Origin of the sequence: Shewanella sp. DW31 (assembly GCF_015767295.1) — a bacterium.
Classification (GTDB): Bacteria; Pseudomonadota; Gammaproteobacteria; order Enterobacterales; family Shewanellaceae; genus Shewanella; species Shewanella oncorhynchi.
In genome coordinates this window covers 24,985-38,297 of record NZ_JADWMP020000030.1, presented here as the reverse complement: position 1 = coordinate 38,297, position 13,313 = coordinate 24,985, and the positions used below count along the sequence as shown (strand labels likewise).

Here is a 13,313-nt window from a genome sequence, read left to right as displayed (position 1 = left end):
GCAATCTTGATTAAAAACGGGAGACTTAAAGTCTCCCGTTTTTATTTGGCTTATTTACCTTTTTGAAGAGCACTTAATCCATCTACTTTAGTCAATCCAGCCTAGTCAGTTCATTCTAATCAATTTTCTCGGCAACCCGCTCAACCCTTACCGAGCAGACCTTATATTCTGGGATAAAAGCGACAGGATCGAGTGCATTGATGGTGAGTTTATTCGCCGCAGCTTCCACAAAGTGGAAGGGCAGGAATAGTACGCCAGCTTGGGCTCTTTTCGTCACAAAGGCGTCGATTTCAATTTCGCCGCGACGGGTAGTAAGTTTGATTTTATCGCCATTGCCTATGCCGAGTTGCTCGGCGTCATAGACTGAAATCATTACCTTAGGCGAGCCGAGTAAGTCGAGTCCAGCCGTTTTACGGGTTAAGGTGCCTGTGTGGAACTGTTCCAGTAAACGTCCGGTCGACAGAGTGAGCGGGTACTCACTGCAGGGCATTTCTGCGGGTAAGCGATAACTCACTGGCGTAAACTTACCTAAGCCGCGGGTGAATTGACCTTGGTGCATGATGGGCGTTCCCGGATGGGTTTCATCTGGGCAAGGCCATTGAATACCTTGGGGAATTTTACCGTCAACTCCAGTGCTTAATCGTTGCCAAGTAATGCCGCGATATTGTGGTGTCAGCTCATTGATTTCCTGCCAAATCGCTTCTTCATTAGGGTAATCCCAAGCGGCACCCATCGCATTGGCAATGGCTTGGACAATTTGCCAATCGGGCAGGGCTTCACCTGGCGGTAGCAGGGCTTGTTCGAGTCGCTGCACTCGTCGTTCAGTATTAGTGAAATGACCGCGTTTTTCGACAAAGGCTGCGGCGGGCAGAACCACATCGGCAAGCTCGGCGGTTTCGGTGAGGAAGATGTCCTGCACCACTAAAAAGTCGATTGCATTAAGCGCCCTAAGCACATGGGCTTGATCTGGGTCGCTTAATACGGGGTTTTCGCCCATCACATACAACGCCTTGATTTTCCCTTTGGAAATATCATGCATCATATGGGTGGCGGTTACGCCAATTTCTCCCGATAACGGCGTTTGCCAATGTGCCTCGAAACGCATTCTGGCGTGAATGTCGGTGACTTTTTGATAACCACTGAAGAAGTTAGGCAGTGCGCCCATGTCACAGGCACCTTGCACATTACTTTGTCCCCGCAGTGGATTAATCCCCGCTCCTTCAACCCCAATATTGCCGCACAGAAGTTGTAGATTAGATATGGCGGTAACATTGTCGTGTCCCGTCGTGTGCTGGGTAATGCCCATGGCATAGTAGACTGCGGTTTTGTCGGCAGTGCCTATGGTTTGGGCGATGCGGGCGATATCTTCGGCTTTAACACCTGTTATCAAGGCTGCGTTTTCTAGGCTGTAATCTACTTTTTTGAGTTCAGCATAGAGAGCATCCACGCCTTCGGTGCGCGCGGCAATGTAGCTTTTATCCTGCCAGTCGTTGCGGATAATTTCCGCCATAATCGCATTGAGTAGCATGACGTCAGTGCCGGGTCTGTGGGCGACATAAAGCTGTGCACTGTCGGCAATGGCGACACGTTTAGGATCGGCCACCATTAATCTTGCGCCATGCAAAGCCACGGCTTGCTTAATTTTCGAGGCGATGATCGGGTGAGCACTGCTGGTGTCTGAGCCTATGATAAAAATCACATCCGATGCTTGAATGCTCGGAATGTCATTGGTCATGGCGCCACTGCCGATACTTTGCTGTAGCCCAGTGACTGTAGATGAATGACACAGACGGGCACAATGGTCGATGTTATTGGTGCCGAGTATGCTTCTGACAAATTTTTGTAGGAGGAAGTTTTCTTCATTGGTGGCTTTTGCCGAGGCCAAGCTTGCCAGTGTATTGCTGCCATGTTGCTGTTTTATTTGCTGTAAATGTTTGGCCACATAGGCGATGGCTTCAGGCCAACTACTTGGCGTGAGCTGGCCATTTTTACGAATGAGTGGCGTGGTGAGGCGTTTTTCACTGTGAATAAAATCGAAACCAAATCGTCCTTTGACGCAGAGCATGCCTTGGTTTACTAGCGAGTCTGGATTGCCCTCGATATGACGGATCTGATTCGTGCTGGTATCGATTTTAAGGTCAAGCCGACAGCCTACGCCGCAATAGGTACAAATCGTTGAGGCGGTTTTGAGTGGCGTTTCATCGCCTTGGCGTTTATCCCGCGCATCGACGAGTGCACCCGTTGGGCAAACCTGCACACAGTTGCCGCATTGCACACATTTGCTGTCGGCCATGCTAGCGCTAAAGCCGACTCTCGGTGCTCGGCGCGTGGCGGTTTCACTTATGTCTTGCGGCAGCGCTTGATAGGAATCATGGGCAAATTGAATCGCACAATGGCCACTCTGCAACTGGCACACATCGACGCACTTACCGCAGCTAATACAACGATTTGCATCAAATTGAATGAACGGACTCGATTTATCGACCGAAAACTTACGCACGCTTTGAGTGCTTAGTGACTTAGGTTCGACATGGTAGTCGGTCGCATAGTCCCTTAATTTACAATCAGTATTGGCTTGGCAGGCGCATTCGAGGCAGCGAGCAGCTTCTTGCATGGCGGCATCGGGAGCAAAGCCTAGCTCGACTTCGCCGTAATTGAGTAAACGTTGCACCGCGTTCAATTCGGGCATGGTTAAACGGGCTTTACGTGCGACAGAGGGGTAGAGCTCGGTAGTTGGCAAGCCTTGTTTTATTGTGTTACCGACTGCTTTTGATGAATTAAATTCAGTGGCATGCAGCTCACAGCTTAGGCCTTGTTTGAGCAATTTATCTATGGCAATTGCGGCTTTATGGCCATCGCCTATCGCGGCGACTGCGGTAGCAGGACCGCGGCGCGCATCCCCTACCACAAAGAGTTTTTCAACCCCGGACGACATAGTGTGCTCGCAGCCAATAAAGGTATTCCAGCGGCTGAGAGCGAGTTCACCATTGCTTAAGTGGCTCGCAGGATCTTGCATAAAACTCATATCGGGAGTTTGTGATACTGCGGCTATCACAGTATCAAAATCTTGGGTAAAGGTTTCACCAGTATCAACGGGAGCACGTCTGCCAGAGGCATCGGCCTCGCCGAGTGCCATCTTAGCGAAGGTGACTGAATGGACTCTACCTTGCGCATCGCTATGGTTTTCAAGCGGATTGGTTAAAAAATGAAACTTTACCCCTTCGACTTCGGCCTCATGTACCTCGTAAGCTTCGGCGGGCATTTCTGCGCGGGTGCGACGGTAAATTAAGGTGACATCGCAACCTTCACGCACTGCTGTGCGGGCGCAATCAATAGCGGTATTGCCACCACCAATGACGGCGACTTTCTTACCTAAAACAAGTGTCTTTTCGAGACAATGATCTTTTAAGTAATCGACACCTAAGTAGCAACCCGCGAGTGTGCTGCCGGGATAATCCATAGGCACAGCTTTTTGGGCGCCAATGGCGAGACAAACGGCATCGAAATCTTCAACTAATTGATTTAAATGTATCTCGTGACCGAGACGCGTTTCTGTGTGGATGGTTAAGCCATTGCGGCACAGGAGTGCGATCTCCTTGTCTAGTATCGCCTTAGGTAAGCGATATTCAGGAATGCCATAGCGCAGCCAGCCACCCGCCTGTGGCATAGATTCGAATACTTCTACGCTATGGCCTTGGTTTGATAAGTAATATCCGGCACTTAGCCCTGCTGGACCCGCACCGATAATCGCGACTTTTTTGCCCGTGTCGGTTTGGCGTGGCGGCACATAACTCATGCCCCCATTTTCGCCATCAGCTAAATCGAGATCGGCGGCGTGACGTTTTAATTGACGTATGGCAATGGGCTCATCGACCAGCCCGCGGCGACATTGTGCTTCACAAAAAGCAGGGCAGACACGGCCAATGGAGAGTGGCAGCGGCAAAGTTTGTTTAATGACTTTAACGGCTTCAGTATGGTTGCCTTGGGCGATGTGATACAGGTAACTCTGCACATCGACGCCCGCAGGGCATGCTTGTTGGCAGGGGGCTTCGCAATCGGCAAAATGATCGCTCAAGATTTCAGTCAGCGCTTGTTTGCGTTTTTGGCTTAAGAATTCAGACTGAGTTATGACTCGCATGCCGACTGTGGCGGACGTTTCACAGGCGCGTACGCAGCGCAAACTGGCGTCGGAATTCTCAATCTGGACGACACACAAATTGCAGGCTTGCTTGTCTGCATGTTCGTGATTGCCTAATTGCTGCGAGGCTGCGCTGGGATCACATAAGCTGGGTATTGCTATGCCAGCAGCATGCGCCACTTGCAGTAGGTTATCGGTCGGATTAACCGACAACACTTGGTCATCAATTCGAAGTTCTATCATCCCATGGCCTTTTTATATGTAGGGTGCTTAGCTGCTATAGCGCGGGGCTGCAGGCTTAGGTTGTTTCGAGTATACCTAGACAGCTTTAGAAGACGCTTATGGGCGAGTGAAGTTTGCTGCAAAATTGCAGCTTGAATCACAAACCCGCTCAGACTGTGCGCTGATGAATGTTTGTTCTAGTTTAGTCGTGATGGGGTTGGCGTTATCAGGCCTTTTTAGTTGTGTTTCCTTTGATATTATGGGGATTTTTTAGGCAGGAGAGCGCTTGTGTGTCAGCCATTGGCCTCGCGCATAGCATCATCTTGGCTAAATTTAAGTAAGATCACAGTCTTAACTCATTGCTTTTTGTTAGTCTCGGCGTTAGTGCTGTGTTCTTTTAGCTTGGAAAATAATCCTTGTTATCCCATTTAATGAACAGTGCACCCCTAGGTTTACCAGTCTGGTTAGGTTAAAATGCGCGGTTGCAAATACTGTTAATCACCGCCCCTTTTAGTGGAAGATCAATTAAAGCGGCCAAATAAAGAAAGTTGAAAACTCATGTTTGAAGTTAATCCAGTAAAATTCAAAATTAAGGAGCTTGCCGAGCGCACGGAGCTTCTTAGGGGGTATCTTTGACTACGATGCCAAAAATGAGCGTCTAGAAGAAGTTACCCGTGAGCTTGAAAGTTCAGAAGTGTGGAACGACCCAGAGCGCGCCCAAGCCTTAGGCAAAGAGCGCGCCAGCCTAGAAGCTGTGGTCAAAACCATAGACGATATGGACTCAGGTCTTGAAGATGTTGAAGGCTTACTCGAGCTGGCTATTGAAGAGGAAGACGAAGATACCTTCAATGAAACCAGTAAAGAGCTGGATTATCTCGAAAGCCGCCTTGCCGATCTTGAATTCCGTCGTATGTTCTCCGGCCCGCAAGATGCGTCAAACTGTTATTTAGACATTCAGTCTGGTAGTGGTGGTACCGAAGCCCAAGATTGGGCCAACATGGTGCTGCGTATGTACCTACGTTGGGGCGAAGCCCATGGCTTTAGCCCTGAGTTGATGGAAGTGACCGATGGTGACGTGGCCGGTATTAAAGGCGCGACCATTAAGTTTACTGGCGAATATGCGTTCGGTTGGTTACGCACTGAGACTGGCGTGCACCGTTTAGTACGTAAGTCGCCATTCGATTCATCGGGTCGTCGTCATACGTCATTCTGCTCTGTGTTCGTTTATCCAGAAATCGATGACGATATCACGATTGATATCAACCCATCGGATCTGCGTATTGACACTTACCGCGCATCGGGCGCGGGTGGTCAGCACGTTAACAAAACGGAATCGGCGATTCGTATTACCCACTTACCGACGAATACCGTCGTGCAGTGCCAGAACGACCGTTCACAGCATAAAAATAAAGATGCTGCGATGAAGCAGCTGAAAGCAAAACTGTTTGAGTTAGAAATGCTCAAGCAAAATGCCGACAAACAGGCCGCAGAAGACGCTAAGTCTGATATCGGCTGGGGCAGTCAAATTCGCTCTTATGTATTAGACGATGCCCGCATTAAAGACTTACGCACAGGCGTTGAAACCCGCAATACTCAAGCGGTACTCGATGGCGATCTGGATAAGTTTATCGAAGCCAGTTTGAAATCTGGGCTGTAATTAATTCAAGGTATAGACGAGAAATAAGATGACTGAACAAGTAATTGATGAGAACAAACTGATCGCCGAGCGCCGTGCCAAGCTAGAAAGCATCCGCCCAAACTGTAGTGCTAATGCCCATCCAAATACCTTCCGTCGCACCCATAAAGCGGCTGAACTGCAAGCACAGTATGGTCAAAGCACTAAAGAAGAACTCGAAGCCTTAGGTTTTAAGACCAGCATCGCTGGCCGCATCATGGCAAAGCGTGGTCCTTTCTTAGTGATCCAAGACGTGTCTGGCCGTATTCAAGCTTACGCTGAAAAAAGCGTACAAGCTGATTTGAAAGAGCGTTTTCAAGGTCTGGATATCGGTGACATCATAGGTGTAACCGGCCAGCTGCATTTGTCTGGCAAAGGCGACTTATACGTCAACATGGAACAGTACGAGCTACTGACCAAGGCGCTGCGTCCATTGCCTGCGGACTATTATGGTCTAGCCGATCAAGAAATGCGTTACCGTCAACGTTACGTGGATCTCATCGTTAACGAAGATTCGCGCAATGCCTTCATCATGCGTTCTAAAGTGGTTTCTGCAATTCGTAACTTCATGATCAAAAAAGAGTTCATGGAAGTTGAAACCCCTATGATGCACGTGATCCCAGGTGGTGCTTCGGCCCGTCCTTTTATCACTCATCACAACGCCTTAGACATGCCAATGTACCTGCGTATCGCGCCAGAATTATACTTGAAGCGTTTAGTGGTGGGTGGTTTTGAGCGTGTGTTCGAAATCAACCGTAACTTCCGTAACGAAGGTCTGTCGCCACGTCATAACCCAGAATTCACTATGATGGAATTCTATATGGCTTATGCTGACTACAAAGATCTGATGGACCTCACCGAAGAAATGCTCAGCTCGATTGCTATCGAACTGCTCGGCAGTGCGCAAATGCCATACGGTGAGCACACAGTCGATTTCGGCGGCCCATACGCACGTTTAAGCATGTTAGAAGCGATTCAGAAGTACAATCCTGATAACGCCACTATCCAAGCTATGACCTATGAGCAAGTGAAAGATGTTGAATTCATGCGCGATTTAGCGAAAAGCTTAGGCATGAAGATTGAGAAGTTCTGGACTTGTGGTCAGCTGCTTGAAGAAATCTTTGGTGAAACTGCTGAATGGCAATTGATGCAACCAACGTTCATCACTGGCTACCCAGCGGATATTTCACCATTGGCACGTCGTAATGATGACAACCATTTCATCACTGACCGTTTCGAATTCTTCATCGGTGGCCGCGAAGTGGCTAACGGCTTTAGCGAGCTGAACGATGCTGAAGATCAAGACAACCGCTTTAAAGCACAGGTTGACGCGAAAGATGCAGGTGACGATGAAGCTATGTTCTACGATGCAGACTATATCACTGCACTGGAACACGGTTTGCCACCAACGGCAGGTCAAGGTATCGGTATCGACCGTTTAGTGATGTTGTTCACTAACACTCATACTATCCGTGACGTGATCCTGTTCCCTGCCATGCGCCCACAGGCGTAATGCAGTCGAACAAGGTATTTCGGTTAGTCATATTATCGATGATGAATGAGTGGGAAATGGCTAAACAGTAAAAGGTTTACTCATTAGCTGACAATCATAGTGATAAAATGCACCATAAAAACCAGCCATTTGGCTGGTTTTTTGTTTTCTAGAACTTTTTAAAAGGCGTGATTATTAAAGATGCAACTGGATAAGCTATATTATTACAGCTGAATTTTTATAAAAGCACAAATTAGCTATAAACTATTTGGCAAGCTTACATTCTTTAACATTCTTCATGCCTTCACCGTCAGTTACTGACTGCAACCCCGCACCACCAACAAAAACACCTATTTTTATATATTGCTCGATAAAGTAGTTTTTACCACCTTCTGTCGATAGTTTTAAATTATTTTCACTGAATTCTGATTCGGTAGAAAGTGTTTGCTCACCCGGTTCGACTTCCTTGTAGAAGTAGACTTTATTAGCAGATTCGCCAATCATCTCACCATTAATATAGATATTTTTCTTTAGAGCCTGACCCGCAAAACTATTGCGGTATATATAAATCCCTGTTTTATTGTCAGCTGGCTTCTGGAATGTCTTAAGCTTTGCATCTTCCTCTTGTGAAGCCATTGGTACTGTGGCACAACCTGAGAGTAGAAGGAAAATGGCCAGCATAGGCGTTAGAAGTTTTTTTAACATGATTTGTCCTTAAATAAGTGTCTTATTTTGATTGTGAAAATACAAGCTTTTGTTATTTAGATAAATTTATCTTGATTTATAACGCTTTAGTTTATTGAGCTTTTAAAGTTTTTAAATGTGTTATCTCCTTTGGGATCGTTTGAACATTCAACATGAACGCCATAACATTGGCAGAATGTATGGAATGTCATGTTGGTAAAGTCAGCTATTATCATTTTTGCGCAAGAGCACTCGGCCAAAAATAAGTTATTATAAAGTCATTAAGAGGCAGATTAGTGGTGTTTTTATTTTTTATAAATATAACTTAAGTTTTATTGGTTTACTAATGATTTATTTTAAATTTTGTGATGTCAAATAGTGGTTTTTTGTTTGCTGTTATTTTAAAAGCTAGTGAGTATTTTATTTTTGATCTTTGATTTTTTTTCTTGCAGTTTTACGATTTTTATAAATCGTAAAATGATTAAGTAATAAGTAGCTAGCGCTTAAGGTAGTTTTGTTTATGTTGCTGATTAACTAAATTAGACTCTATTGCAATATGAAGTTATAGAATGGATTAGGTTTATTACTTGGGTAGGGGTTAAGTGGTCTGATATTTAGCTCAATTTATAAAGAAATTTTAAATCAGCAATGATTTAAGTAATCTACTTAAGGTTACTTGTATGCCCATAGTTAACTTAGTAGGTGTTGACTGACTAGCTTAGTACTACTAAATCTAAATCTAAATCGTGGAATGGAATAAGGACGATGAGAGGAGCTCATTTTTAGTATGATAAGTACTGTTGCAGACAAATTGAATACTTCATAGGGATTATTTTTAAACGCGTTTGTTCATCTATACCCACTCGTACGGCTGTTTCAGATAATCAACCCGACATTAGTCTAATAGTGTGTTGCTTGACCTCAGTCGCTAACTCAATGAAACTCTCCATTAAATCACCTCCTACTAAAGTATGGATAATTAAATAATGTTAATTTTCTTTATTTGTATCGCACTCTTAGTGCTTGCATACAAGTTCTATAGTCCCTTTGTTGAGCGGCAAGCTGGTATAGATCCTAAAGCGATAACACCACAGGCGAGATTCGAAGATGGCGTCGATTACGTTCCGGTTCATCCGGCTAAAGCGTTTCTGATCCAGTTCCTCAATGTCGCGGGTGTGGGGCCGATATTTGGCCCGATCCTCGGTGCACTTTACGGCCCAATAGCCTTAGTGTGGATTGTACTGGGGAATATTATTGGCGGCGCAGTACATGATTATTTTTCTGGCGTGCTCAGTATTAAAGAAGACGGTAAGAGTCTGCCAGAGATTGCGGGCCACTACTTTAATATTTACTTTAAAGGCGTGATGTTGCTGTTTACGGCTATGCTGCTGTTTTTTGTGGGCGTGGTCTTCATCATGAGCCCCGCAGGTTTGCTGAGTAATCTCGATTATTTTAAAGACACCATCTTTGGCAATAATACCTTCTGGGTGTTAGTGATTTTAGTCTATTACTTTTTAGCGACCATGCTGCCGATTGATAAAATCATCACTAAATTATATCCCGCATTTGGTTTGTTGATGATAGTCATGACAGTTTCTATCGCCGTTGCTCTAATGATTAATGCGCCGCAGTTACCTGAAATGGGTGATGTGTTTGCCTATTTCGACCACAGCCATTACAACAATGAGTTACTCGAACCAAATCCAGATGGACTACCTGTTTGGCCACTGTTATTTGTGACTATTACCTGTGGTGCGATTAGCGGTTTCCATTCAACTCAAGCGCCCATCATGGCTCGTTGCTTGACGAATGAGAAGTATGTTCGCCCTGTGTATTATGGCGCTATGGTTGCTGAAGGTATCGTTGCTTGTGTATGGGCAACGGCGGGTATTGCAGCTTTCCCTGGCGGTTATGTTGAGCTTAAGAGTTTGCTCGACCAAGGGGGCCCAGGTTTAGTGGTTAATCAAGTGGCAACTACGTATTTAGGTGTTGCGGGCGGTATTATGGCGATTGTGGCCGTGGCTATCTTCCCTATCACTTCTGGCGATACCGCATTTCGTTCGCTGCGTTTGACGATTATCGATGCCTTCCATATTCCGCAAAGTATGCGTAATCGTTTATTGGTTGCAGTGCCTATTCTGACCATTGCGTACTTTATGACGAAGATCGACTTCTCTTTGATTTGGCGTTACTTTGCCTTCTCAAATATGCTGCTATCAACCAGTGTGTTGTGGTTAGCGACTAAGTATTTGTTTGATCGCGGGACCTTCCATTGGATTGTTAGCTTACCAGCGATTGGCGGCACCAGCGTTACTGTGTCTTATATTATGACTGCGGGTATTGGCCTAGGTTTACCGCAACCTTTGAGCCAGCCAGTAGGTATCGCTGTCGGGGTTATCTGTTTAGTTGCCCTGATCATTGCGCACAATAGACGTAAACCTGTGGCAGAAGTTAAATAGTCAGTTATCCCATAGTTTTACCCAATAAAAATCAAGGGCTGCATTTTGCAGCCCTTGTTTTTTATGATTGGTATCATTCTACTACCCTTTAATGGCTTATTTTAGAAAGGGTAATTTTTGCTGAATATTTTTTAATGAGCAGATTCATCGCGTTTCATCTAGAGGTAAGGTAAGGTCGTTAGATTGGTTTTTATTTCTCTATTGAAACGATTAGTCTGTGGTAGAGAGCGTTAAGCAGTACAAACTTGCGGCAAAAGTCATTTAGATTTTATTTACTTGAATATTTTTTGCGAACAGAAGGAGAGCACGTTATGTCTGAGAACAAATGTCCTATGCACCATTCTGCTGGTGGCACCTCGAATCGAGATTGGTGGCCTAAACAGCTCCGGCTCGATATTCTGCACCAACACTCTTCCTTATCTAATCCTTTGGGTGATGACTTCAATTATGCTGAAGCCTTTAAATCCCTCAATTTAGCTGCTGTAAAGCAAGATCTCCTCGCATTAATGACGGATTCACAGGACTGGTGGCCTGCAGATTTTGGCCACTATGGGCCGCTATTTATTCGTATGGCATGGCACAGTGCTGGCACCTATCGTACCGGTGATGGACGTGGCGGAGCGGGGAGTGGTAATCAACGTTTCGCACCGTTAAACAGCTGGCCAGATAACGTAAACCTCGATAAAGCACGTCGGCTCCTTTGGCCGATTAAACAAAAATATGGCAATAAAATCTCTTGGGCCGATTTGATGATCCTCACGGGTAATGTCGCGCTGGAATCTATGGGATTCAAAACCTTAGGTTTCGCTGGTGGGCGAGTCGATATTTGGGAACCCGAAGCTGATATTTACTGGGGGGCGGAAAATAAATGGTTAGACGATAAGCGTTACTCGGGAGAGCGAGATCTTGAAGATCCCCTCGCCGCAGTCCAAATGGGGTTGATTTATGTTAACCCTGAGGGACCCAATGGCGACCCTGATCCTTTCGCTGCCGCCGTTGATATCCGCGAAACCTTTGCCCGCATGGCGATGAATGATGAAGAAACCGTAGCCTTGATTGCAGGTGGTCATACTTTTGGTAAAACCCATGGTGCAGGTGACGCAGCATTAGTCGGGCCTGAGCCAGAAGCCGCAGGTATTGAACAGCAAGGGCTAGGCTGGCAGAGTCGCTATAAAAGCGGTAAAGGTGGCGATACTATTTCCAGTGGCCTCGAAGTGACTTGGACCTTAACGCCAACCCAATGGAGTAACAATTTTTTTGAAAATCTATTCGGATATGAATGGGAACTGACTAAGAGCCCTGCGGGTGCCCATCAGTGGATACCTAAAAATGGCGCGGGTAAAGGGGTGATCCCCGATGCGCACGATGCTTCAAAACGTCATGTGCCAACCATGTTGACTACCGACCTTGCACTGATCTTCGATCCTGATTACGAGAAAATATCACGTCGATTCTTTGAAAATCCCGATGAGTTTGCCGATGTATTTGCAAAAGCTTGGTACAAGCTGACACACAGAGATATGGGGCCATGCACGCGTTATTTGGGTCCTGAAGTGCCTGCAGAAACGTTTCTTTGGCAAGACCCCATTCCAGCGGTTGATCATCCTCTGGTTAATGAGCAGGATGTTACTGATCTTAAACTGAAGATTATTGGTTCTGGATTAACGATTTCAGAAGTCGTATCAACCGCTTGGGCCTCGGCGTCGACCTATCGCGGTTCCGATATGCGCGGTGGTGCGAACGGCGCTCGAATTCGACTCGCACCGCAAAAAGATTGGCCAGTGAATCAGCCTGAGCAGCTCGCTAAGGTGCTCAAAGTGCTTGAGAGTATTCAGTCTGAGTTTAATCAAGGAGGTAAGAAAATCTCCCTTGCTGACTTGATTGTGCTAGCAGGTTGCGTCGGTATTGATCAAGCGGCTAGAAATGCGGGGGTTGAAGTGACGATTCCATTTACGCCGGGTCGTATGGATGCCACGCAAGCACAAACTGATGTGGAATCTTTTGCGGTACTTGAACCTGTCGCAGATGGCTTTAGAAATTATCATCCCACTCCGTTTTCTGTTTCGGCGGAGGAGTTATTGGTCGATAGGGCCCAATTGCTGACCTTAACTGCGCCGGAAATGACAGTGCTTATTGGCGGTCTGCGGGTGTTAGATACGAACTCTGATCAGTCAAAAACGGGTGTCTTGACTGCGCGTCCTGAGTTTTTGACCAATGACTTTTTTGTTAACTTGCTCGATATGGGGACGACGTGGAAACCCACTTCCAAAGCGGAGGATATGTTTGTGGGTGTTGATCGCGTCAGTGGCCAGCAAAAGTGGACTGCAAGTCGTGTTGATTTGATCTTTGGCTCTAATTCGCAGCTGCGTGCACTCGCAGAAGTGTACGCGAGCAGTGATGCACAGCTGCGATTTGTCGATGATTTTATCGACGCTTGGACTAAGGTGATGAACTTAGATAGATTCGATCTTCGCTGAGCTTATATTTATTAGTCTTTTTAGTGGTATATGGATCCAATTTAGGCGCCGCTGGGGTTAATGCAGACCGAGCGTTTAAGTGGATTTTCAGTTAAATGATCGCCTAATCCGAAGTGGTTAAGCGGTCATTTTTATTCATGTGCTTTGACGCTCATCAATTTAGGTG

General features: G+C 46.1%; 6 protein-coding genes. 4 read left to right on the top strand and 2 right to left on the bottom strand.

Annotated features, from left to right (window positions below):
• Positions 1 to 115: 115 nt before the first annotated feature.
• Positions 116 to 4,381, bottom strand: a complete 4,266-nt coding sequence (gene fdhF / locus GWI56_RS19670; RefSeq protein ID WP_198573849.1) for a formate dehydrogenase subunit alpha — start codon at positions 4,379 to 4,381, stop codon at positions 116 to 118.
• Positions 4,382 to 4,918: 537 nt separating this feature from the next.
• Between fdhF and prfB the strand changes: the two genes are divergently transcribed.
• Both prfB and lysS read left to right on the top strand, forming a co-directional pair.
• A protein-coding gene (prfB, locus tag GWI56_RS19665; RefSeq protein ID WP_168824900.1) for a peptide chain release factor 2 occupies positions 4,919 to 6,017 on the top strand; the annotation gives its coding sequence in 2 pieces (ribosomal slippage) (positions 4,919 to 4,993 and positions 4,995 to 6,017; 1,098 coding nt in all).
• 28 nt (positions 6,018 to 6,045) lie between these two features.
• Positions 6,046 to 7,548: a lysine--tRNA ligase gene (gene lysS / locus GWI56_RS19660; protein WP_168824901.1), complete on the top strand. Its 1,503-nt coding sequence runs from the start codon at positions 6,046 to 6,048 to the stop codon at positions 7,546 to 7,548.
• A gap of 243 nt (positions 7,549 to 7,791) precedes the next feature.
• Here the strand turns inward: lysS and GWI56_RS19655 are convergent, their stop codons facing one another.
• Positions 7,792 to 8,232 (bottom strand): DUF2846 domain-containing protein, encoded by a 441-nt coding sequence (locus GWI56_RS19655; protein WP_105250059.1) that lies wholly within the window; start codon positions 8,230 to 8,232, stop codon positions 7,792 to 7,794.
• Positions 8,233 to 9,197: 965 nt separating this feature from the next.
• On the opposite strand from GWI56_RS19655, the gene GWI56_RS19650 reads away from it, so the two are divergent.
• Complete coding sequence (locus GWI56_RS19650; protein WP_105250058.1) at positions 9,198 to 10,670, top strand: carbon starvation CstA family protein; 1,473 nt, start codon at positions 9,198 to 9,200, stop codon at positions 10,668 to 10,670.
• A gap of 311 nt (positions 10,671 to 10,981) precedes the next feature.
• On the top strand, positions 10,982 to 13,147 hold the full coding sequence (gene katG, locus GWI56_RS19645; protein ID WP_198573848.1) for a catalase/peroxidase HPI: 2,166 nt from the start codon (positions 10,982 to 10,984) through the stop codon (positions 13,145 to 13,147).
• Positions 13,148 to 13,313: the final 166 nt, after the last annotated feature.

Bases quoted from the DNA above. Each gene is read 5' to 3' on its own strand.
- GWI56_RS19655 (WP_105250059.1), bottom strand. From the start codon at position 8,232: ATGTTAAAAAAACTTCTAACGCCTATGCTGGCCATTTTCCTTCTACTC.
- lysS (WP_168824901.1), top strand. From the start codon at position 6,046: ATGACTGAACAAGTAATTGATGAGAACAAACTGATCGCCGAGCGCCGT.
- katG (WP_198573848.1), top strand. From the start codon at position 10,982: ATGTCTGAGAACAAATGTCCTATGCACCATTCTGCTGGTGGCACCTCG.
- fdhF (WP_198573849.1), bottom strand. From the start codon at position 4,381: ATGATAGAACTTCGAATTGATGACCAAGTGTTGTCGGTTAATCCGACC.
- GWI56_RS19650 (WP_105250058.1), top strand. From the start codon at position 9,198: ATGTTAATTTTCTTTATTTGTATCGCACTCTTAGTGCTTGCATACAAG.